Annotated in this window: 19 protein-coding genes and 1 pseudogene; 18 read left to right on the top strand and 2 right to left on the bottom strand. The window is 66.8% G+C overall.

Annotation, left to right across the window (positions count from 1 at the left end):
* The first annotated feature begins 56 nt into the window (after window positions 1–56).
* From BLM15_RS25560 to BLM15_RS25520, 9 genes and pseudogenes are all read left to right on the top strand, one after another.
* Window positions 57–1,676, top strand: coding sequence for an ABC transporter substrate-binding protein (locus BLM15_RS25560; RefSeq protein WP_126115388.1), 1,620 nt, complete (start codon window positions 57–59; stop codon window positions 1,674–1,676).
* 5 nt (window positions 1,677–1,681) lie between these two features.
* Window positions 1,682–2,929 carry an acyl-CoA dehydrogenase family protein gene (locus BLM15_RS25555; RefSeq protein ID WP_126115387.1) on the top strand — a complete coding sequence of 416 codons (1,248 nt, stop codon included), beginning with the start codon at window positions 1,682–1,684 and terminating at the stop codon, window positions 2,927–2,929.
* Window positions 2,930–2,992: 63 nt separating this feature from the next.
* Window positions 2,993–4,044: pseudogene (locus BLM15_RS25550) on the top strand (aldo/keto reductase).
* 93 nt (window positions 4,045–4,137) lie between these two features.
* Window positions 4,138–4,587: an RrF2 family transcriptional regulator gene (locus BLM15_RS25545; protein WP_126115386.1), complete on the top strand. Its 450-nt coding sequence runs from the start codon at window positions 4,138–4,140 to the stop codon at window positions 4,585–4,587.
* 76 nt (window positions 4,588–4,663) lie between these two features.
* Window positions 4,664–5,206, top strand: coding sequence for a flavin reductase family protein (locus BLM15_RS25540; RefSeq protein ID WP_126115385.1), 543 nt, complete (start codon window positions 4,664–4,666; stop codon window positions 5,204–5,206).
* A gap of 137 nt (window positions 5,207–5,343) precedes the next feature.
* Window positions 5,344–5,925 carry an RBBP9/YdeN family alpha/beta hydrolase gene (locus BLM15_RS25535; RefSeq protein WP_126115384.1) on the top strand — a complete coding sequence of 194 codons (582 nt, stop codon included), beginning with the start codon at window positions 5,344–5,346 and terminating at the stop codon, window positions 5,923–5,925.
* Between the two features lie 60 nt (window positions 5,926–5,985).
* A complete protein-coding gene (locus BLM15_RS25530) occupies window positions 5,986–6,969 on the top strand; it encodes an ABC transporter permease (protein ID WP_126115383.1) in 984 nt (327 codons plus the stop codon).
* Window positions 6,969–7,985: an ABC transporter permease gene (locus BLM15_RS25525; protein WP_206438568.1), complete on the top strand. Its 1,017-nt coding sequence runs from the start codon at window positions 6,969–6,971 to the stop codon at window positions 7,983–7,985. The genes BLM15_RS25530 and BLM15_RS25525 overlap by 1 nt, the downstream gene beginning before the upstream one ends.
* Window positions 7,986–8,090: 105 nt before the next feature.
* Window positions 8,091–9,077, top strand: a complete 987-nt coding sequence (locus BLM15_RS25520) for an aldo/keto reductase (RefSeq protein WP_236846804.1) — start codon at window positions 8,091–8,093, stop codon at window positions 9,075–9,077.
* Between the two features lie 58 nt (window positions 9,078–9,135).
* Here the strand turns inward: BLM15_RS25520 and BLM15_RS25515 are convergent, their stop codons facing one another.
* Window positions 9,136–10,323, bottom strand: coding sequence for an LLM class flavin-dependent oxidoreductase (locus BLM15_RS25515; protein WP_126115381.1), 1,188 nt, complete (start codon window positions 10,321–10,323; stop codon window positions 9,136–9,138).
* 218 nt (window positions 10,324–10,541) lie between these two features.
* On the opposite strand from BLM15_RS25515, the gene BLM15_RS25510 reads away from it, so the two are divergent.
* Together BLM15_RS25510 and BLM15_RS25505 are read left to right on the top strand one after the other, a co-directional pair.
* Window positions 10,542–12,131 (top strand): ABC transporter substrate-binding protein, encoded by a 1,590-nt coding sequence (locus BLM15_RS25510; RefSeq protein ID WP_442859401.1) that lies wholly within the window; start codon window positions 10,542–10,544, stop codon window positions 12,129–12,131.
* Window positions 12,128–13,558, top strand: coding sequence for an FAD-dependent oxidoreductase (locus BLM15_RS25505; RefSeq protein WP_126115379.1), 1,431 nt, complete (start codon window positions 12,128–12,130; stop codon window positions 13,556–13,558). The genes BLM15_RS25510 and BLM15_RS25505 overlap by 4 nt, the downstream gene beginning before the upstream one ends.
* Window positions 13,559–13,605: 47 nt before the next feature.
* Here BLM15_RS25505 and BLM15_RS25500 read toward each other — a convergent pair whose 3' ends face one another.
* Entirely contained in the window at window positions 13,606–14,844 is a 1,239-nt protein-coding gene (locus tag BLM15_RS25500) for an acyl-CoA dehydrogenase family protein (RefSeq protein WP_126115378.1), read from the bottom strand.
* 329 nt (window positions 14,845–15,173) lie between these two features.
* On the opposite strand from BLM15_RS25500, the gene BLM15_RS25495 reads away from it, so the two are divergent.
* The 7 genes from BLM15_RS25495 (at window position 15,174) to BLM15_RS25465 (ending at window position 22,604) form a co-directional block, all read left to right on the top strand.
* Window positions 15,174–16,172, top strand: coding sequence for an ABC transporter permease (locus BLM15_RS25495; protein ID WP_126115377.1), 999 nt, complete (start codon window positions 15,174–15,176; stop codon window positions 16,170–16,172).
* Window positions 16,166–16,960, top strand: coding sequence for an ABC transporter ATP-binding protein (locus BLM15_RS25490; RefSeq protein ID WP_126115376.1), 795 nt, complete (start codon window positions 16,166–16,168; stop codon window positions 16,958–16,960). Before BLM15_RS25495 ends, BLM15_RS25490 begins: the two co-directional genes overlap by 7 nt.
* Window positions 16,961–17,005: 45 nt before the next feature.
* The gene (locus BLM15_RS25485) at window positions 17,006–18,028 is read left to right on the top strand and encodes an ABC transporter substrate-binding protein (RefSeq protein ID WP_126115375.1); all 1,023 of its coding nucleotides are present in this window, start codon (window positions 17,006–17,008) and stop codon (window positions 18,026–18,028) included.
* 77 nt (window positions 18,029–18,105) lie between these two features.
* Window positions 18,106–19,104 carry an ABC transporter permease gene (locus BLM15_RS25480; protein ID WP_126115374.1) on the top strand — a complete coding sequence of 333 codons (999 nt, stop codon included), beginning with the start codon at window positions 18,106–18,108 and terminating at the stop codon, window positions 19,102–19,104.
* Window positions 19,098–19,502 (top strand): copper homeostasis periplasmic binding protein CopC, encoded by a 405-nt coding sequence (copC, locus tag BLM15_RS25475; protein WP_126115373.1) that lies wholly within the window; start codon window positions 19,098–19,100, stop codon window positions 19,500–19,502. Before BLM15_RS25480 ends, copC begins: the two co-directional genes overlap by 7 nt.
* A gap of 1 nt (window position 19,503) precedes the next feature.
* Window positions 19,504–21,354: a CopD family protein gene (locus tag BLM15_RS25470; protein ID WP_126115372.1), complete on the top strand. Its 1,851-nt coding sequence runs from the start codon at window positions 19,504–19,506 to the stop codon at window positions 21,352–21,354.
* 23 nt (window positions 21,355–21,377) lie between these two features.
* Complete coding sequence (locus BLM15_RS25465) at window positions 21,378–22,604, top strand: acyl-CoA dehydrogenase family protein (RefSeq protein ID WP_126115371.1); 1,227 nt, start codon at window positions 21,378–21,380, stop codon at window positions 22,602–22,604.
* Window positions 22,605–22,647 lie beyond the last annotated feature (43 nt).

The following is a 22,647-nucleotide window of genomic DNA, read 5'->3' as shown; positions in this document are numbered from 1 at the left end:
TCTCCTTCCAGGCCGCCGGGCGCAGCAGCCCGGCCTTTTTCACGGAACGCAAACCCATGTCCGAATTCCGCCCTTCGCGGCGCCACCTCCTCGCAGCCGGCGGCCTCCTCGTCGTCACACCGGCCGGCCTCGTTCCAGAGGCCTTCGCCCAGGCACAGCTCGCCGCGAGCCCGAAGCGTGGCGGCGTGCTGACGGCGCTGATCGATCCGGAGCCGACAGCCCTGCTCTCGGCGGTGAATGTCTCGGGTCCGACCTCCTTCGTCAGTCCGAAGGTGCACGAGGGCCTGCTCGACTATGATTTCGACCTGACGCCGAAGCCGCAGCTCGCGACCCATTGGGAGACCAACGAGGACGGGCTCTCCTACAGCTTCAAGCTCAGGCAGGGCGTGAAATGGCATGACGGGCGGGACTTCACCGCCGAGGACGTCGCCTTCTCGCTGCTGTTCCTCAAGGCGCATCACGCCCACAACCGCAGCACCTTCGCCAATCTCGCCAAGGTCAGGACGCCTGATCCGCATACTGCGATCGTCGTCTTCTCGAAGCCCGCGCCCTATTTCTTGACGGCGCTGATCGCCTCGCAGGCGCCGATCATTCCCAAACACCTCTTCGAGGGCAAGGACCCGATCACCAACCCCGCCCACAACAATCCGGTCGGCACCGGCCCCTTCGTCTTCAAGGAATGGGTGCGCGGCAGCCATATCCTCTACGAGCGCAACCCGAACTACTGGGACCAGCCGAAGCCCTATGTCGACCGGCTGATCGTCAGGGTCGTCACCGACCCCGCCGCACGTGCCGCCGCGCTCGAATCCGGCACGGCCGACATCTCCGGCGACAACCCTGTGCCGCTCGCCGAAGTCTCACGCTTCACCAAGCTGCCCAACCTGGCGGTCGAAGAGAAAGGCTCCGCCTATTCCGGCGACATCAACCAGCTCGTCTTCAACCTCGACAACCCCTACCTCAAGGAGCTCAAGGTCCGGCAGGCGATCGCCCATGCGATCGACAAGAAGGCCTATCTCGACATCGTCTGGTACGGCTTCGGCGAAATCACCAACGGCCCGGTTGTTCCGGCGCTGAAGCAATGGGCCGCCACCGACCTGCCCGTCTACGCCTTCGATCCCAAACGCGCCGAGGCGCTGCTCGATGAGGCCGGCCTCAAGCGCGGCACCGGCGGCATCCGCTTCAAGCTCACCAACGACTACCTGCCCTATGGCGAAAACTTCAAACGCGGCTCGGAATTCATCAAGCAGGCGCTGGCGCGCATCGGCATCGAGGTGACGATCCGCGGCCAGGACTTCGCCAGCTACATCCGCCGCGTCTACACCAATCGCGATTTCGATTTCGCCAATGCCTGGCTCAGCAATTATTTTGACCCGACAGTCGGGGTGCAGCGCCTGTTCTGGACGCAGAACATCAAGAAGGGCACACCGTTCTCGAACGGAGCGAACTACAGCAACCCCGAGGTCGATGCGCTGTTCGAGGCTGCCGCGGTCGAGCCCAATGTCGAGAAGCGCCGGGAGTTGCTGCGCAAGGTCCAGCATCTCCTGGTCCACGACCTGCCGCATTACGACCTGATCGCGCAGAAGAACCTGACCGTCTTCAACAAGCGCGTGAAGAACCACACCGTTTCCGCCAACGGACTGCGCGCGAACTTCGCCGACGTCTATATCGAAAGCTGAGATCGATGGGTGCCTTTCAAACTCCGGCCGCTGCGAGTCTCCTGTCGCCAGCACTCACCCTCCCCGTGGCGGCAAGGCCGGACGAGCTTGCTGCTGTCTTCGCCGAGATCGCACTGACATCGTCGGAGCGCGATGCCAGGCGCGAACATCCTTTCGATCTCCTGGCCAAGCTGAGGGCTTTGCGCTTCGGCGCATTGCGTCTTCCCGAGAGCGATGGTGGCGCGGGCGCGTCCTGGCGCGAGGTCCTCGGTGCACTCGTGCGCCTGGGCGAGGCCGATTCCAGCGTCGCCCACATCTTCCGCAACCATTTCTTCGTGACCGAGCGCTTCGTCACCGGCCGCGAGCCCGGCTACAATCTCGCCTGGCGCAAGGCGGTGGCTGATGGCGCGTTGATCGGCCTCGCCACCACCGAACTCGACCGCAAGCAGACCGGCGGGCGCGGCGACCTCAAGACCAGGCTGACGCGCGACGGCGACGGCTATCGCCTCGACGGCACCAAGTTCTACAGCACCGGCACGCTCTATGCCGATCTGACGCTGGTCCGGGCCATCTCCCCGGAGGGCGAGGATGTCTCGCTGATCATCCCGACCGATCGCGAAGGCGTCGAGCGCCTCGACGATTGGGACGGCATCGGCCAGCGCGTCACCGGCACGGGAACCACCAATTTCCACAGCGTGCGTGTCGAAGCCGACGAACTGCTGGCGGATACGTCGCCTTACGTCCAGCCTTTCGCCAGTACGATCGCGCAGACGATCGTGACTGCCGTCAACGCCGGCGTGCTCCGCGCGGTCCTGCGCGATGCCAAGTCCCTGCTGCTGAACCGCAAGCGGAATTTCTATTACGCGCTGTCCGAGGTGCCAGCGGAGGATCCGCTGCTGCAACAGACCATTGGCCGGATCGCCAGCGAGGCCTTCATCGCCGAGCTCGGTATCCTCGCCGTGGGCGACGCGCTCGACGTGGTCGCTACGCTCAGGGCAACCGATCCTGACGATGCCCGTCTGCCCGCGCTCGTCCATGAGGCATCGCTGACCGCTGCGAAGACCAAGGTCGTGGTCGACGAATTCGTACTGCGCTCATCGACAGCGCTGTTCGATGTCGGCGGCGCCTCGGCCGCGACCTTGCGCCAGAATCTCGATCGGCACTGGCGCAATGCCCGCACTCTCTCCTCGCACAACCCCGCCGGCTACAAGGCGCTGGCACTCGGAGCCTACGAGCTCAAGGGCACCCCGCTGCCGGCACTCGGCTTCTTCTGAGATCGACCGATTAACGGACGGCGGCCGTGCCGGCCTCGGCCTCCACCTGACAGGACCTTCTTCATGACCGACTACCGTCCGCTTGGACGCACGGATCTGCGCGTCTCCGCCATCACGCTCGGCACCATGACCTGGGCCAGCAGAACACGGAGGCGGACGGGCACGCCCAGCTCGACCGTGCGCTCGATGCCGGCATCAATTTCATCGACACAGCCGAGAGCTATTCGATCCCGCCGCGGGCGGAGACCCAGGGCTCCACGGAGCGCATCATCGGCACCTGGCTGAAGGCGAGCGGCAAGCGCGACAAGATCGTCCTCGCCTCCAAGGTCGCCGGCCCCGGTGACCGCAACTATCTGCGCAAGGATGGCAGCCAGCCCCGCCTCGACAAGGCGAACATCGAGGAAGCTATCGATGCCTCGCTGAAGCGCCTGCAGACCGACTATCTCGATCTCTACCAGCTCCATTGGCCGCATCGGAACGTCCCACTCTTCGGCGGCGGCTCGCACGCGCCCAATCGCGGCGGCAACGGCTCGGAAGTGCCGATCGAGGAGACGCTGGATGCGCTCGATGGCTTGGTGAAATCCGGCAAGGTCCGCCATATCGGCCTGTCGAACGAGACCTCCTGGGGTCTGTCCCGCTTCCTGCACATGTCGGAGACACGTAGCTGGCCACGCGTCGCCAGCGTCCAGAATGCTTACAACCTGCTGAACCGCACCTACGAGGTCGGGCTCGCCGAGTTCCACGCGCGCGAGCAGGTCGGCCTGCTCGCCTATTCGCCGCTCGGACAGGGCTTCCTCACCGGCAAGTACCAGCGCGGAGCCCGGCCGCCGGGCAGCCGTACAACCCTGTTCGAGCGCGGCCAGCGCTACCAGAAGCCCGGAACGGAAGCCGCGATCGACAGCTATCTCGGCATTGCCCGCGATTTTGGCCTCGATCCGGCCCAGCTCGCCATCGCCTATGTCGCAAGCCGGCCCTTCGTGACCTCGGCGATCATCGGCGCTACCACCCTGGGGCAACTCGACACCGATCTCGCCGCGCTGGAGGTAAAGATTACGCCGGAGATCGAGGCGCGGATCGACGCGGCCCATCAGCTTCATGGCAGCCCGGCGCCCTGAGCGCAGTCGCCATGGCGCCCTCCCACCGCCGACTTCACTTGCAGCCCCGCAAAATAGATCGATATAGTGTACTTCTAGGCGGGGGGGCTGGCAGTGCTGACCAACAAGGGCAAATACGGCATCAAGGCGATGGTGCACCTCGCCAGGCTCGATGCCGGCGAGACCGCCCAGATCGCCGAGATCGCCCAGCGCAACAACATCTCGAAGAAATTTCTCGACGCGATCCTGCTGGATCTGCGCAATGCCGGCATGCTGCGCAGCAAGAAGGGCCCGGGCGGCGGTTACGCATTGGCGAAGCCGGCCCGCACCATCAAGGTCGGCGCGGTCATCCGCGCCCTCGAAGGACCGATCGCGCCGATCGACTGCGCCAGCCAGTCGGCCTTCAGGCCGTGCCAGGATTGCGGTGACATCGAGGCTTGCGTCGTCCGCTCGGTGATGCGGGAGGTACGTGACGCGATGGCGGCAGTCGTCGACAATACGACCATCGCCGATCTCGTCGGCCGCGCCGCAGCTCACAAGCCGGAGATCGACTTCGCGATCTAAAATCTATTTCTTTAGTAGACAAATTATCACGAGAACCTATTTTCGACCGGAGCGGAAACCGCATTCCGGTGAGATCATGAATCAGCAGTTCGCCCCGCCTGGCGCCGCCGATATCCACTCCGACGCGTTCAAGGCGGTGATGCGCAATGTCGCGGGCGCGGTCAGCATCATCACCGCCTCGCACGGCGGCGAGCGTGCCGGCCTGACCGCGACGTCGTTGACCGCCCTCTCGGCTGAGCCGCCCACTGTCATCGTTTGCATCAACAAAGGCGCATCAGCCTGGCCAAAGATCGAGGCGGCCGGCCATTTCGCGATCAATGTTCTGGCCGCCCGCCACCAGAGTGTTGCCGACCGTTTCGCCGGTCGCGGTGGCTTCAAGGGCGAGGCCCGTTTTGCGGGTGGCGACTGGGCGCCGCTCGTGACCGGCGCGCCAACGCTCGCCGGAGCCCTCGCCGTGCTGGACTGCGAGACCGACGAGGCGATCGAGCGTCATTCGCATACGATCCTGATCGGCCGCATCAAGGCGATCCGGCAGGCGAAGGACGAGGGCGCGCTGCTGTATTGGCGCGGGGTCTACGGCAAGCTCGACGAGACGCTGCAACACGGCGCCGGCATCTGAGCCCGCTGGGCGACTATCCTACCTCCGCCGATGAATGGCAGAGTATCGTTCTATAATCAGGTCCAAATTTGCCAAGTCGTTTTATTGACCGAACAAGCGATTGGCGCCGATGATGACACGATGAAAGGAGGTGCCGCATGGCCATCCTCATCGTCCCCGGATCAAAGGTAAAGTCTACCGATTGGCAGGCCCGTTGGGAAAGCCAGATCGACGTCGTCGAGCGCGTGGAACAACCTGAAACCGGCCGCTCGCGTCTCGATGCCTGGCTCGAAACCTTGCGCGAGCATATCGGGCAGCATCCCAACGTCGTGCTCGTCGGCCATGGGCTCGGCGCGACCGTGATCGCACATCTGGCCGCGCGGTATCCCGATCTGCCGATCCGCGGCGCGATGCTGGTCGCCCCGGTCGATCCCGAGGCCGAGACCACTTCGGCGGCCGATCTCGCCTCGTTCGGTCCGTTGCCATACGACCCGTTTCCCTTCCCGGCCTTCGTCGTTGCCAGCCGCACGGATCCTCACATGGATATCCACAGGGCGCGCGTCTTCGCCAACATGTGGGACGCCGCGTTCATCGATGCGGGCAACGCCGGACATCTCGATGCCGATAGCGGCCTTGGCGACTGGCCCGCTGGCCTCGACCTGCTCGAAAAGCTGGCCACTTTCGGCGCGCCTCCCGGCAAGCCCAGCGAACATTCTCCGACGCGCCCCAGTCTGCATTAGCGGCCGAACGCATGTCTCTCGGTGCGTCAAAATAATCTATCAAATTAGTAGATGGACTGAATGTCGCTTTCCCGTTTGTCCGGTGTCCTGCGCAAGACCCTGATTCAGGCCGTCCCGACGGTCATCGGGATCGTCATCCTGAATTTCCTCCTGCTGCAGCTCGCGCCGGGTGACGCAGCCGATGTCATGGCCGGCGAGGCGGGCGCCGCGACCGAGGAGACGATGGCGATGCTGCGCAAGCAGTTCGGCCTCGACCTGCCGCTGCTCGACCAGCTGCTCGCCTATCTCGGCAATCTCGCACAGGGCAGTCTCGGCTTCTCGCCGCGCTACAACATGCCTGTCGCCGAGCTGATCGCGCAGCGCCTGCCGGGCACGCTCATGCTGATGGGGCTTTCCCTGTCGCTGGCGCTTCTGCTCGGCATCGCGCTGGGCGCTGTGATGGCCCTCAATGCCGGGCGCTGGCCCGACCGGCTGCTCTCCGTCGGCTCGCTGATCTTCTATTCGGTGCCGGGATTCTGGATCGGCCTGATGCTGATCGTGCTGTTCTCGGTCAAGCTCGGCTGGCTGCCGAGCGGCGGCGCGGAGACGATCGGGGCGGGTCTTTCGGGATTGGAGAGCCTGCTCGACAAGGCCCGCCACATGATCCTCCCGGCTGCATCGCTGGCACTTTTCTATGTCGCGATCTACGCCAGGCTGACCCGGGCGACGATGCTCGAGGTCGCCTCGCAGGATTTCATTCGCACCGCGACGGCCAAGGGCCTCACACCGCTCCACGTCGCGACCCGGCATATCCTGCGCAACGCGCTCCTGCCGGTGACCACGCTCGCCGGCATGCATTTCGGCGGCATCCTCGGCGGCGCCGTCGTGGTCGAGACGATCTACAGCTGGCCCGGCCTTGGGCGCCTCGCCTTCGAAGCGGTGATGCGGCGCGACTTCAACGTCCTTCTCGGCGTGCTGCTGCTCTGCTCGCTGCTCGTCATCATCGTCAATATGGTCGTCGACCTGCTGCAGGCATGGCTCGACCCGCGCATCGAGGTTCGCTGATGGGCGTTATCGAACGATCCCTGAGCCATTCCGAGGCGATCGTCTGGGCCGGGCCGACTTCCGAGCCTCTGGTGCTGCCGGGCCCTGGCTTTGGCTTGCTCACGAACGGGAAGAACGACGCAACCAAGGCGCCGGAGGCGCAAGCGCCACCCGTTACAACCTCTCCCTCGCTCTCCGGCAGCCAGCGTGCACTCAAGGCGTTCCTGCGAAACCCGTCAGGCCTGATCGCGCTGGCCTTCCTTCTGCTCGTCGCGGCTATCGCGCTCGCAGCCCCCCTGCTCTATCCTGACGACCCTCTCTCGATGGTCGGCCGGCCTTTCCTCTGGCCCGGGCAGAATCCCGAATTCCCGCTCGGCACGGATTCACTCGGCCGCGACGTCGCCGCCGGCTTGGTCTGGGGCGCTCGCATCTCGCTGCTGGTCGGCTTTGCGGCAATGGCGCTCGGCGTCAGCGCTGGGATCGCGGTGGGTGCGACCGCAGGCTATTGCGGCGGCTGGGTCGACGATGTGCTGGTGCGGCTGACCGAGGTGGTCCAGACCGTGCCGAGCTTCGTACTGCTCGTCGTACTCGTCGCCATCGCCCAGCCCTCGATCGCCACCGTCACCGGCGCGATCGCGATGGTGACGTGGCCGATGGTCACTCGGCTGGTGCGCGCCGAGTTCCGCTCGCTGCGCGAGAAGGATTTCGTCTTGGCGGCGCGCGCGATCGGCTCCGGGCCGGTGCGCATCATCCTGCGCGAGATCCTGCCCAATGCGCTCTCGCCGATCATCGTCACCGCCTCCGTGCTGGTCGCCTCGGCGATCCTGATGGAGTCAGCGCTATCGTTCCTCGGGCTCGGTGATCCCAACCTGGTGAGCTGGGGCAGCATGATCGGCGCCGGGCGCGAATTGCTGCGCACCGCCTGGTACCTTACCGCCATTCCCGGCTTCGCCATCGTCCTGACCGTGCTGGCGCTCAACCTCGTCGGCGATGCGCTGAACGACGCGCTGAACCCGCACCTCTCCGCCGAGCGCTGAGACAGCTCACCCTCACCACAGACAAGGACACCAGACGTGACTGCCATCGACTATCGCCATCTCGGGCGTTCGGCCCTGCGCGTCTCGCCGCTGACGCTGGGCACCATGATGTTCGGCCGTGAAACGGACGAAGCCACCTCGCATCGCATCATCGACAAGGCGCGCGAGCAGGGCATCAATTCGATCGACACCGCCGACGCCTACAGCAAGGGCGAGTCCGAGCGGATCACCGGGCGCGGCATCGCCAAGCACCGCGATCACTGGGTGCTGGCGACCAAGTTCGCCAACGCACTCGGCGACGGCCCGAACCAGCGCGGCACCTCGCGCAAATGGATCGTCGAGAATGTCGAGGCCAGCCTGAAGCGGCTCGGCACCGACTATATCGACATCCTCTATTTCCACCGCGCCCCGTTCGACGAGCCGCTCGGCGAGGCGGTGCGCGCCATCGCCGACCTCGTCCGCCAGGGCAAGCTGCGCTATTTCGGCGTCTCGAACTTCCGCGGCTTCCGCATCTCGGAGGTCGCCCATCTCGCCGACCAGTACGGCATCGACCGCCCTGTGGTGAGCCAGCCACTCTACAACATCGTCACCCGCACCGCCGAAGCCGAGCAACTGCCGGCCGCGGCCTTCAACGGGTTGGGCGTGATCTCCTACAGCCCGCTCGCACGCGGCGTGCTCACCGGAAAGTACCAGCCGGGCGCCGAGCCCGCCCCCGACAGCCGCGCCGGCCGCAAGGATCCGCGCATCCTCAACACCGAATACCGCCCGGAATCGCTCGACATCGCCCAGCGCATCCAGCGCCATGCGGCTGCGCGCGGCGTCTCTGCGCTCGACTTCGCGCTCGCCTGGGTGCTGCACAACCGGCTCGTCACCTCCGCCATCGCCGGACCGCGGACCGAGGCGCAATGGGACAGCTACCTGCCGGCGCTGAACTATCGCCTCACCGCGGAGGACGAGGCTTTCGTCGACAGCCTCGTGCCGCCCGGCCACACCTCGACCCATGGCTGGAACGATCCGAGCCACCCGCCGGAAGGTCGCGTACCGTATCCGTTCGCAGAGGCAGTCACAGCGGCAGCGCAGAAGGCGGCCTGAAAACAAAAAAAGCCCCGCAGACCAAGTCTGCGGGGCTTTTTACGCGCTCCGGCTTGCCTCAGAGCCGCAGGCCCCGCTGCTTCAGCAGCGGCAGGATGCGCTCCTCGAAATGGTCGAAATCGGCCTTGAAGTCGTAGAAATTGATCTGCAGCCCGTCGATCCCAATCGCATGCAACGCGGCGATCTTGTCGACCACCTGCTCGGGCGAGCCGATGATCTCGATATTACCGCCGAGCCCCAGCCCCTGCTTGTGCGCAGCGTCGGCCCGGCCGCGCCAGGCATGGGCGTCGCTGTCATAGCCCTGGTTGGTGCCCTTGCCGTGTGCGGCGAAGGCCGGCCCTGCCAGCACCGGCTTGTTGTCGTGGATCGCCTGCGCGTAGGCCTGCGCCTCGGCCTCCGTATCGCGCGAGACGATAATCGGATTGATCAGCGTCTTCGCTTTGCGGCCGAAGGCGCGCGCCCGGTCCTTGATCGCGGCGATATGAGGCGGCAGCGTCGCGAGCGCGCTGTCGATATGCGAGCCGCCCGGCGAGGTGATGAAGACCAGGTCGGAATGCTTGGCGGCAAAGTCGATGCCGGCCGGCGAGCCCGTCGCATTGACCAGGATCGGGCGACCGTAGAGCGGCTTCGGCGTGATCCAGGCATCGTGCAGGCGCCAGGGGTTGAGGCGTCCCTCGTAGGAGTAGTTCTCGTCCTCGCTCCACAGCCGGTCGAGCACATCGAAGAGCTCGTCCGCCATCAGATAGCGCTTGTCGTGCTCGATGCGTTGGCGGCCAAACATCTCGTGCTCGACGGCGCGGTGCCCGGTGACGATGTTGATGCCCCAGCGACCCTTGCTGATGTGATCGAGCGTCGCGCCGAGCTTGCCGAGATGCAGCGGGTGCCAGGGCCCGTAGAGCACATGGATCGTCGAGATCAGCAGGATGTTCTTCGTGATCGCCGCCATGGCCCCGAGTGCGACGAAGGCGTCGAGCGAGGCGTCACCGTCATAGCCGCCCTTGGGCAGCCATTGCGTGCGGCTGAAGGCGATCTCGAAGCCGAGCGCATCGGCGCGCTTCACCAGCTCGGCATTGTAGTCGAAGGTCCAGGTCGAGCTCGTCGGCAGGTCGGAGAAGCGGATGCCCTGCAGGTTGAGGAACAGCCCGAGCAGCAATGGCTGCTTCAGCGCACGCGACAGCGGGCTGTCGGGATAGTCGGTCTGCCGGCGCAGTGGCGGGCCGGCCCGATCTTCGGCGAGCGCGGTCATCAGCAATCTCCGATCGGCGCGAGGGATTAGGCAGGCAGGTCGCTCGCCGAGCCTCGGCAGGAGAACCGGCGACCAATGCCCCGCCGCGAAGCTATCACGCGAAGAAAAGCGCTTCTTTCCATATGCTCGTATCAAATTAGTCTATTTTTCTAGTATACTATATTGCGCCTGAAATGAGAGCCATCCTAGGCTCGGCCATTCTCCTCGCATCGCAGAGCATGGTCATGTCCGCGCGCCTCTTAGCCACCGCCGTCGCCACCCTGCTGGCTGCGACCCTGCCCCTCTCCGGCGCCCTGGCGCAGCCCAAGCGCGGCGGCACGCTGAACATGCTGGTCGAGCCCGAACCGCCGGCGCTCTCCACCATCGCCCATACGGCAGGCCCGTCGACCAAGGTCAGCGGCAAGGTGCTGGAGGGGCTGCTGACCTATGACCATGACCTGACGCCGAAGGCGCAGCTCGCCGCGGACTGGGCGATCAGCGAGGACGGCCTGCGCTACTCCTTCAAGCTGCGCGAGGGCGTGCTCTGGCATGACGGCAAGCCCTTCACTTCGGCCGACGTCGCCGCCTCGATCGCCATCCTGAAGCAGTATCATCCGCGCGGGCGCGGCACCTTCGCCAATGTCGTCACCGTCGAGACGCCGGATCCGCTGACGGCGGTGATCGTGCTGTCCAAGCCGGCGCCCTATCTGATCAGCGCTTTTGCGGCCTCCGAGTCGCCGATTGTGCCCAAGCACCTCTACGAAGGCACGGACCCGTCGACCAATCCGAAGACGAACGCGCCGGTCGGCACCGGCCCCTACATCTTCAAGGAGTGGGTGCGCGGCAGCCATGTCGTCTACGAGCGCAACCCGAACTACTGGGACAAGCCCAAGCCCTATATCGACCGGCTGGTGGTGAAGTTCATCCCGGACGCCGCCGCACGCGCCGTTGCCTTCGAATCCGGGTCGGTCGACCTTGGCGGCGAGACGCCGGTTCCACTCTCCGAGCTCGACAGGCTGAAGAACGATCCGCGCATCGGCGTCGAGGAGAAGGGCTATTCCTACAGTCCCTCGGTGCAGCGCATCGAGTTCAACTTCGAGAACAAGTACCTGAAGGACGTACGCGTACGTCGCGCCATCGCCCATGCGATCGACAAGCGCGTCATCCTGAACACCGTCTGGTACGGTTATGGCGAGCCGACCGCGACGCCGATCAGCGCTCGGCTTACCCGCTTCCATGACCCGTCCGTAAAGCCCTACGCCTTCGATCCGAAGAAGGCCGAGCAATTGCTCGACGAGGCCGGGTTCAAGCGCGGCGCCGATGGCGTGCGCTTCCGGCTCAATCACGACTTCCTGCCCTATGGCGACGGCTATCGCCGCACCGCCGACTATCTGCGCCAGGCGCTCTCGAAGGTCGGGATCGAGATCACCATCCGCTCGCAGGACTTCGCCACCTATATCCGCCGGGTCTACACCGAGCGCGACTTCGACTTCACCAACAACTCGATGGGCAACACCTTCGACCCGACGGTCGGCGTGCAGCGGCTCTACTGGTCGAAGAACTTCAAGAAGGGCGTGCCGTTCTCGAACGGCTCCGGCATCAGCAACCCGGAGATCGACGCGCTGCTCGAGGCCGCGACCGTCGAGCTCGACCCGGCCAAGCGCAAGCAGCAATTCGCCCGTTTCCAGCAGATCGTCGCCGAGGACGTGCCGTCGATCACGCTGCAGACCCTCGCCAACCTGACGATCTACAACCGCAAGGTGAAGGATCACACGGTCGGCGCCGACGGGCTCAATGGCAACCTCGCCGATGTCTGGATCGAGCAATGACCGACCTGCCTTCTTCCTCCGCCAGCGAAGCGCTGCGCCTGCTCGGCCCCTTCCCCGACAACTGGGTCCCAGCGCGAGGCGGCATCGACCATGACGTCGTCATCGTCGGCGGCGGCCATACCGGCGCGACCTTCGCCTTCGCGCTGCAACGCGCCGGCATCCGCCGGATCAGTGTCATCGATGCCGCCCACGACGAGGCAGCCTCCGGCGTCTGGCTGACACGGGCGCGGATGAACCTGCTGCGCACGCCAAAGAACCTGGCGGGGCCCGAGCTCGGCGTGCAGGGCCTGAGCTTCCAGGCCTGGTACGAGGCCCGCCACGGCAAGCAGGCCTATGCCGACCTCGTCCGCATTCCGCGCCTCGACTGGGCCAAATATCTCTCCTGGTTCCGGGCGACGCTGGGCTTGCAGATCCGCTACCGCACGCGATTGCTGCGGATCGAGCCCGCCGCCGACCATCTGCGCCTGCATCTCGATATCGACGGCACTCATCAAGTCGAGACCGCGCGCAAGGTTATCCTCGGCAACGGCGTCGCCGGCAGCGGCTACCCCTATCTGCCAGCAGTGCTGGAGGCCCTGCCGCCGCATCTGCGGGCCCACACCTCGGATGTCATCGACATCGCCTCGCTGCGCGGCAAGTCCGTCGCGGTGCTCGGCGCGGCAGCGTCAGCCTTCGACGCCGCAGGCGCTGCGCTGGAAGCCGGCGCGCGCGAGGTCCATCTGTTCGCCCGGCGCGACCACATCGCCGCCACCCCGGTGTCGCGCGTCCGCGGCTATCCCGGCGCCTATGACAATTACCGGCATTTGCCGGACGCGACCCGCTGGCGGCAAGCGTTTCGCTTCCGCGATGCCGGCTCGACGCCGACGGTGGACGCCATCGAGCGCGCCGTGCGTTTCGCAAACTTCCACATCCATCTATCGGCGGGCTGGCAGCAAGCCCGTGAAGAGGATGACCGCATCGCGGTCGAACTGGAGGCCGGCAAGTTCTATTTCGACTTCGCCATCGCCGGCACCGGCTTCCGGGTCGATCTGGCCCGCCGGCCCGAGCTCGCCGGCATCGCAGGTGAGGTCCTGCTCTGGCGCGATCGCTATGCCCCACCGGAGGCCGAACGGGACCAGGATCTCGGCGCTCATCCCTATCTCGGCTTCGGGCATGAGCTGCTGGAGAAGACGCTGGGCGCGGCGCCGCAGCTCCGGAACATCCACGTCTACAACCCAGGCGGCTTCGTCAGCTTCGGCCTGCCGATCGGCGACGTGCCTTCGATCCGCCGTGACGTGCCGGCTGTCGTCTCGGCGATCAGCCGCGACTTGTTCTTCAGCGATATCGAGCATCATCAGACACGCTTTGTCTCCGATATCGCACCGGAGTTCGGCGAGGAGACCTGGCGTTCGGCCGTCTGGAGCGGCGCGCGGCAAGCTGCCGAATAAGACCTGGGGCAGAGCCGGGCTTTCTTCGCAAAGCCCGGCGCCTCCAATCAGAACACCCGCCCGGCCTTGAGGAAGGTCGTCTCGTCGTTGATGAAATAGTCGCCGATGGCGCGCGCCTTCTGTCGTAGCGGGTTGTGCGTCGAAAGCGTGCGGATGTTGCGCCAGTGCCGGTCGAAATTATAACGACTCGCCGTGGTCGAGCCGCCACCCGTCTCGAACAGCGTCTCGGCCGCCTTCAAAGCCTGCGGATAGACCGCGATCTGCGTGCGCGACACCGCGAGCGACCCCGCCAGCAGGAGATCGTCGAGCTCGGGCACATTGCGGGCGAAGCCCTCGGCCGAGCGGTCTAGCGCTGCAGCCGCAGCCGCGATGGCAGCGTCGACCGCGAAGGAGGCGGCGGAGAGCTCACCCACCACCTGCTGCACGAACGGATCCTGGCGCCCGGTCTCGGCCGCGCTGTGCAGGGCCGCGCGCGCATCGCGCTGCGCATAGGCGACAGCATCGCTGACGACGTTGCGGACGATGCCGGCGGCGCAGGAGACCAGATGCAGCTGGCGCAGCGACGAGGTGTGCCGCCCGATCGCCAGGCCGAGCTGGCGGTAGGTGACCTCGCCGGGGTGCACCACGACGTCATCGAGCGTGACGCTGCCGCTGGCGGTGAGCCTCTGCCCCATCCCGTCCCAATCGTCATGGACGGAGATGCCGGCCCGGCTCGTCGGCACCAGCACGCCGACCGGCCTCTCCTCCTCGTCCTGGGCGCTGAAGACCGCATAATCGGCAAAGGCGGTACCGGTCGCGTAGAACTTGCGCCCGACCAGCCGGAAGTCGTCGCCGTCACGAAGAAGCCGCGTCGTCACCTGCCCCGGCTTGGCGGTGCCGAGCTCGGTCGAGGCGCCGGCAAACAGCGCTCCATCCAGCACGAGGCCGAGCAGCTCGCGCGAGCGCGGCGTGTCCTCTCCCAGGACATGCGTCTCGGTGAAGTTGAAATGCGAGCGCAGCGCATGCGCCACGTTCGGATCGGCCGCGGCGAGCGTGACGATGACCTCGAACAGGTCGCGCAGGCTGCCGCCGGGGCCGCCGAGACGGGTCGGCACGCGCAAGGCGCCGAGGCCGGATTCACGGAACAGGCGGAAGCTCTCATGGGGCAGCTCGCGCCGCTGCTCGCGTTCGGAGGCCCCGACGGCAAGGCGTCGCGCCAGCTCCGGCAAGCGTGACAGCAACTCCTCCCGCCCCGGCCCGGCCGGCTTCTCGTCGCGCTTCAGGGCAGCGCTTCCCGCTCGCGTCATATCGGCAGCTCCATCTGGTAAATGGACGACCGCGGCCGTCCCCACCCCAGAGCGCATGGCGCACGTCGCCATGTCAATAGTCTACTAATTTAGGGATTAAATTGAGCAATGCCGATCTTGGCGCGGGGATACCGCCCTTCTCGCACCTGCCGTTCGATCAAACGGAAATTATCAATGGCGCGAGGCAGCATCGACGAAATCCTCTCCCAAGCCTGGTGCAAAATTAGATTATCTATTTTATAGACTAATATCATCTCACTGCTAGCCTAACGATATTCGGCCTGCGGATCGGCAGGCCTGAGGTTCCGCCAGCAGCGCGACAGAGGCTCATGACGACCCTAGCCGACACTTCCCTCCATCTCCTGCGCGAGCGGCAGCAGCCGCGTCCACTCGCCTGGTCCGGCCTGAGCGCTGGGCTCGCTTGGGCGGCGGTCGCCATCAGCGCCGTCGCCTGGCCCGATGTCAGCGACTGGCTCGAGACACGCCGCTTCGCGCTCGGCGCAGCGATCTTCGCAGCCGGCTTCATCAGCCTCACCATCGCCGGCCGCTGGCTGCCGCGCGCCGGCGACTGGATTCGCGAGGCCGGCCCCTGGGCAACCGCGTCGGGCATCGCACTGACGCTCTGGCAGCTCGCCTCGGCCAAGTTCGGCTGGCTCCCCCTGCCCTTCTTCCCGCCGCCGCAGGCGCTGCTTGAGGTCTACACCGAGGACTATGCGACGCTGGGAGCCAGCGTCTTCGCCTCGATGAAGCTGCTGGTCACCGGCTTTGTCGTCGGCGCGGTGCTCGGCTTCCTGACCGGTGTCGCGATCGGCTGGTCGCGGCAGGCCGGCTACTGGGTGCATCCGGTGCTGCGCTTCATCGGACCGCTGCCCGCCACCGCCTGGCTGCCGATCGCCTTCTTCGCCTTCCCGTCGAGCTGGAGCGCCAGCATCTTCCTGATCGCGCTGGCGACCGGCTTTCCGGTGACGGTGCTGACCTGGTCGGGCATCGCCAGCGTCAACAGCCGCTATTACGACGTCGCCCGCACGCTCGGCGCCAGGCCCGGCTTCCTGATCCTGCGCATCGCCATTCCCGCCGCGCTGCCGCATGTCTTCGTCGGCCTGTTCATGGCGCTGGGCTCGGCCTTCTCGGTGCTGATGGTGGCCGAGCTGGTCGGGGTGAAGGCCGGCATCGGCTTCTACATGCAATGGGCCCAGGGCTGGGCCTCCTACGCCAATGTCTATGCCGCGCTCGTCGTGCTGGCCCTGCTCTGCTCGGGCTCGATTACCCTGCTGTTCCGCCTGCGCGACCGCGTCCTCTCCTGGCAGAAGGGTCTCGTCCAATGGTAGCGCTCGCCTTGCAGCCCGCGGCACGGCCGATCGCCGGCGCCTCGCTCGCCGTCGACAAGGTCAGCCACGCCTTCGACCTCGACGGCTCGGTCCTGCCGGTGCTCGACCATGTCAGCCTCGACGTGAAGCCGGGCGAGTTCATCGCTTTGCTCGGCCCCTCCGGCTGCGGCAAGTCGACCCTGCTGCGCCTTGTCGCCGGACTTGAGCCGCCGCGCAGTGGAGCCCTGCGCGAGGATGGCAAGCCGATCACCGGCCCGCACCCCTCGCGCGTCGTCGTCTTCCAGGATCCGACGCTGTTCCCCTGGCTCACGGTCCGCGACAATGTCGCGCTCGGCCCGCGCGCCCAGGGCACGCTGAACAGCCGGTGGCCGCGCGTCGACGAGACGCTGGCGCTGGTCGGTTTGAGCAAGTTCGCCAACGCCTATCCGCACCAGCTCTCGGGCGGCATGGCCCAGCGCGTCGCTCTGGCACGGGCGCTGGTCAACGACCCCTCGATCCTCATCCTCGACGAGCCGCTCGGCAAGCTCGACTCCCTCACGCGGCTGACCATGCAGGCTGAGCTCGTCTCGCTCTGGCAGCGCAAGGGCTTCACCGCGATCCTCGTCACCCATGATGTCGAGGAGGCGCTGTTCCTCGCGACCCGCGTCGTCATCTTCAGCGACCGCCCTGCCAGCGTGAAGGCCGATTTCGCCGTCGACCTGCCCTATCCGCGCCATCGCGGCGATCCGCGCCTTGCCGAACTGCGCCGCGAAAGCCTCGGCCTGCTCGGGCTCGACGCCAGCTGGTAGCCGCCTCTCTCCGACTGTTTCCCCTTCGCCCGAGGAGATTTCGCCATGTCCGACAACAGTCCGCTTCTCTCCCGCCGCACGGTCCTCGCCGGCGGCTCTGCTGTTGCGCTTGGCGCGCCAATCGCCGCCGGCTTCGGCTCGGCGCCGTCGCTGGCGCAAGGCGCGCCGCATAAGCTTAAGCTCGGCTGGAGCGGCACCGGCATCTGCCTGATCTCGGTGCCGGCGGCGGCCGAGAAGGGCTTCTTCACCAAGCACGGGCTCGACGTCGAGATCGTCAAGTTCGGCTCCAACTTCGATGGCAGCCTCGAGGCCGTCGCTTCCGGCAAGATCGACGCCACCGTCAACTTCATCCTGCGCTTCCTGAAGCCACTGGAGCAGGGCATCAACATCCGCTTCACCGGCGCGCTGCATGGCGGCTGCATCCGGGTGATCTCGGCGGTGGGCTCGCAGGAGGTCGACTACAAATCGCTGAAGGGCAAGTCGATCGGCGTCGTCGACATGGCGAGCGCCGGCAAGAACTTCCTCGCCGTCCAGCTCTTCAAAGCCGGCATCAACCCGGCCAACGAGGTCGACTGGCGCGTCTACCCGGTCGACCTGCTCGGCGAAGCGATCAAGAAGGGCGAGATCCAGGCAGCCGTCGATGCCGACCCAGGCATTTTCCTCGTGCTCAAGAACAATGAGGGCAGACTGCATGAGATCGGCGGCCTGCTCACCACCGACCCGTACAAGGACCTGTCCTGCTGCGGCATCGCGGTCCGCAAGGATTTTGCCGAGAACAACAAGCCGGCGAGCGCTGCCCTGACCCGCGCCCTGCTGGAGGCAGCCGACTGGGTCAAGAACAACCCCGACGAAGCCGCGCAGATCTTCACCGCCTATAGCCCGATCGCCAAGCCGATCCTCGGCGAGATCATCCGCAGCCACACGCACGAACATCATTTCGGCTCGGGCAAGCGGCTGCGGGACGAAGTCGCGCTCTATGCCGACGACCTGCGCTCGGTCGGCGTCATCCGCCCGCGCACCGATCCCAAGGCGTTGGCCGAACGCATCACCGTCGACGTCCTCGGCTGACGTCCTTGGCTCACACCTCCTTGGGCGGATGCCGGCCGGCATCCGCCAGCCCTCCCCGTCATCAGGATTCCGACACCGTGACTGATCACGCGATCACGGACAGAGCCGTCGCGGTCGTGCCGGCCGATATCAGCCAGCGCGACCTCAATCTCGTCTTCGCCACGCTGGCCTGGAGCGCCGCCGGCGCGATCACCTTGCTCTGGCCGAACATCCGCGACTTTGCCCTGACCACGCATCTGGCCGCCGGGCAATGGCTGATCGGCGCGACCCTGCTGCTCGCCTACGGCCTCGGCGCCCGCCTGCGCGGCGTCGAGCGCTGGCTCCGGAAGAACGGCCCCTGGTTGATCGCCCTGCCGGTGCTGCTCTCGATCTGGCAGATCGCCTCGGCCAAGACCGGCTATTGGCCCCTGCCCTATTTCCCGCCGGCGCAGGGTCTGCTCGAGGCCTATGCCAGCGATTATCCGCGCCTGCTCGAAGGCATCCGGGCCTCGCTGGTGCTGCTCTCGCTGGGGATCGCCTTTGGCGCGGTCGCCGGCTTCCTCACCGGCCTCGCCACCGGCTGGACACGGCGCGTCGGCTACTGGACGAGCCCGATCCTGCGCTTCATCGGCCCGATCCCGACGACCGCCCTGATCCCGCTGGTGCTGTTCCTGTTCCCGTCGAGCTTCAGCGCTGGCGTCTTCCTCGTCGCGCTCGCGACCTGGTTCCCGGTGACGATCCTGACCTGGTCGGGCGTCGCCGCCGTCGACAAGGCCTATTACGACGTCGCCCGCACACTCGGCGCCAGCCAGCGCTTCCTGCTGCTGCGCGTCGCGATCCCGGCCTCGCTGCCGCATCTCTTCGTCGGCCTGTTCATGGGGCTCGGCCACGGCATCGCCGTGCTGGTCGTCGCCGAGATGATCGGGGTCAAGGCTGGCCTCGGCTACTACATCGACTGGGCTCGCGGCTGGACCGCCTATGGCCATCTCTATGCCGGGCTGCTGGTCATGGCCGTGCTGTTCTCCGGCCTCACCACCCTCCTCTTCCGCATCCGTGACCGGCTTCTCGTCTGGCAGAAAGGCGTCGTGCAATGGTGATCGAATTCCCAAGCGGAGAAGCCACCGCGTCCCCCACGCGGCGCGAGGCCGCGATCACGCTGGCGCTGCTGGCGATCGTCGGCTCGACGCCTGCGCTCGCCCATGCCCATCTCGTCAGCGCCAGCCCGGCGGTCGACAGCACCGTCCGCACCGCTCCGCGCGAGGTCTCGATCAGCTTCACCGAGAAGCTGGAGGAGAAACTCTCCAGCATCACCGTGAAGGACGCCGCCGGCCGCCGCGTCGACAGCGCCGCGGCCCGGTTCGCCGACACCAGCGGCAAGAAGCTCCTCGTCGCGCTGAGCGAGTTGGCACCCGGGCGCTACACCGTCGACTGGGTCGCGGCCTCGGTCGACACCCACCGCACCAATGGCAGCTTCGCCTTCACCGTGAGGCCCTGACTTGGCCGGCGCCGCCCTCGACCTCCAGCTGCGCCTGGCGCGCAGCATCGAGCTGATGGCGGCGCTCACGGCGTTCGGGACGCTCGCGATCGCGCTTCTCGTTCCGCGCTCCTCCGGGAGTGAGCACCTGTTCGAGTTAGTCCGCCCGGCCCTGCAGCGCCTGTTGCGTCACGCGATCATCGTCGCGCTGATCGCCTCCCTCGTCTGGTTGCCGCTGCAAGCGCTGCGCGCGACCGGCGACGAGATCGGCTTGTTCGCCGCAAGCCGCCTCATCGTTGTGGAGACAGTTTTCGGCCATGCGCTGCTGATCCGCTTCGGACTGCTGGCACTCATCCTCGAAGCCGCGGGCGACCTGCGCTCGCTTTGGCGCGTGGGCTTCGCCACCTTGCTGGCCGCAGCAGCGGTGACCTTGCAACCCTGGCTCGGCCATGCTGCCGCAGCGTCGACGCCGGCTCTGCCGCTACAGATCGCGCTGCATACCGCAGCGGCCGGCCTCTGGATCGGAGCCCTGCCAGCGCTGCTCCTTGCCGCCGCGCAGCTTCCGATCGCTGAGGCGACAACCACGGTGCGGCGCTTCTCCTGGCTCGGCCTTGCTGCCGTTGGTACCATCGCAGCGACCGGACTCCTGCAATCCCTGCCGCTGGTCGGCGATCTCGGCGGCCTGTTCGGCACGCCCTATGGCCTGCTCCTGCTCGGCAAGGCGGCGGTATTCGCGACGCTGCTGGCGCTCGCCGCCCTGAACCGCTTCGTGCTGACGCCCAGGTTAGCGGCCGGCGCGCGTCGCCCGCTGCTGATCAGCATCGCGATCGAGCTCGCGCTCGGTATCGGCGCGATCGCGATGGCAGCCTGGCTCGCCAACCAGCCGCCGGGAGCGCATGAGCCGCCGGCCTGGCCCTTCCCGCTCCAGCCCGACCTGTCGCGGATCGACGAGGCCTATTTCGCCAAGGAGCTCTGGCGCGCCGCTGCGCTGACGGGCGTCGTCGGTGCGGGCCTATCGACCCTGTTCTGGCGCAGGACCCGGCTGATCGGACCGCTCGCGGCCGCCATCGCCATCGCGCTGCTCCCCTTTCCCAACCTGCCCTTGTTGGCCAAGCCGGCCTGGCCGACGAGTTTCCAGCGCTCCGAGACCGGCTTCACCACCGCCTCGATCCTGCAAGGCGAGGCGCTGCTGAAGCGCTACTGCACGCCCGACTGCTTTCGCCCGCGCGACGACCCGTCCGACCCGACGCCCTACGGGCTCTGGCAGCGCCCCGACGGCGATCTCTATGGCTGGCTGACCGAAACCTTCGACCGGATCGGGCACAGCCCCTTTCCGCACGGCACGATCGCCGGTCTCGGACCGCGCGAACGCTGGCAATTGATCGACTACTTCCGCGCCCGTATCGCCGGCACATCTGCCAGACGCAGCGGCGGCTGGCGCCATCCGGTCCTGACTCCGGACTTCCCGGCCCTATGCCGCGACGGCAGCAGCACGCTGCGCGACATCCTCGGTCGCTCCGGCCCGATCGAGATCACGATCGCAGATGAGATCAGTCCCCGCCCGGAGCCCATTCCGGACGGTATCAAGCTCACCCGCGTCCTGCTGCTGTCCCGCGACGGCGAGCACCTGCCCGACGGCTTCGACTGCCTGTCGAGCTCGCCGGACGCGCTCGCGGCGCTCGCGCTGATGACCGGGCTGGACGAAGCCCGGCTCGCCGGGGTGCGCCTGCTCGTCGACGCCAATGGCTGGCTGCGCAGCCGCATCCTGCCGGTGCATCCCAAGGCCGCTTCATCCGCCAACTGGCGGGACGAACTCGCCCACATCGTTGCCGAGCCGTTCGAAGCCGGCGGCATCGGCACCCACCGCCATTGATCCCCAACAAGGAGCACGCCGCCATGAACATCGCTGCGCCCAAGGACAGTTTCGCGGCAGCAGCCGCGCCCGTCGGACCGCGCTCGCCTGAACTGGCCGAGCTGATCGCGCGGATCGGCGACGGCGCCTCCGAGCGCGACCGCACCCGCACGCATCCTTACACCGAGATCGACCTGATCCGAGCCGCCCGCTTCGGTGCCCTGCGAGTGCCGCTCGAACATGGCGGAGCCGGCGGCTCATTGAGGGATCTGATCGAAGCGATCATCGCGCTCGGCGCCGCCGATCCGAATGTCGCGCACGCGCTGCGCAACCATTTCAGCTTCGTCGAACGCTTCGCCCAGCCGGCACTCGATCCGCAGAACGGCCGCTGGCTCGCCGAGGTCGTCGCCGGCAAGATCTTTGGCCTGGCAGCAGGCGAGCTGACCGCCTTGCCGGTTGGCGGCAGCCCGCTCGAAACGCTGCTGACGGCCGACGGCGAGGGCTATCGGCTGAGCGGCGAGAAATACTACAGCACCGGCACGCTCTACGCCGACTATGTCGTGGTGCGTGCGCAGGACAAAGGACAGCTGGCCTCGATCGTCCTGCCGGTCGATCGCGCCGGCATCACCCGCCTCGACGATTGGGACGGGATCGGCCAGCGCCTCACCGGCACCGGCACGACGCGGTTCGAGAACGTCCGGGTCGAGCCCGACGAGGTCGTCTGGGACGAGGCCGGCGGCAGCTATGCCCGGCCCTACCACACGACCTTGCCGCATATCTTCGTGACCGCGGTCGTGGCCGGGATCATCAAGGCCGTCGCGCAGGACGCCATCGCCCTGCTCCATCGCCGCGGCCGCTCCTTCGCCCACGCCCCCGCAGCGACACCGGCCGACGATCCCCTGCTGCAGCAGGTCGTGGGGCAGGTCGAGGCTGCCGCTTTTGCCGCCGAAGCGACGGTGCTCGCCGCAGCCGAGGCCCTCGACCGGGCGACGGCCTCAGCCAGCGACGGCGCCATCGACGAGGCTCTCGCGCATGAGGCCGCACTCGCCGCGGCCAAGGCCAAGATCGTCGTCGACGAACTCGCGATCCGCGCTGGCTCGCAGCTCTTCGACGTCGGCGGGGCCTCGGCGGCCAAGCGCGAGAGCAATCTCGACCGGCACTGGCGCAATGCCCGCACGCTCGCGGCTCACAATCCCGGTTCCTACAAGGCGCAGGCGATCGGCGCCCATGCCGTCAGGGGCACCGCGCTGCCAAAGACTGGCTTCTTCTAGAGACCAGCACGATCCCGGCGCGACCTGCCACGGCCGCGCCAAT

Source organism: Bosea sp. Tri-49 (genome assembly GCF_003952665.1).
GTDB lineage: Bacteria > Pseudomonadota > Alphaproteobacteria > Rhizobiales > Beijerinckiaceae > Allobosea.
Note: the sequence above shows the minus strand (reverse complement) of the source record. Positions and strands in the feature narration are given on the sequence as shown.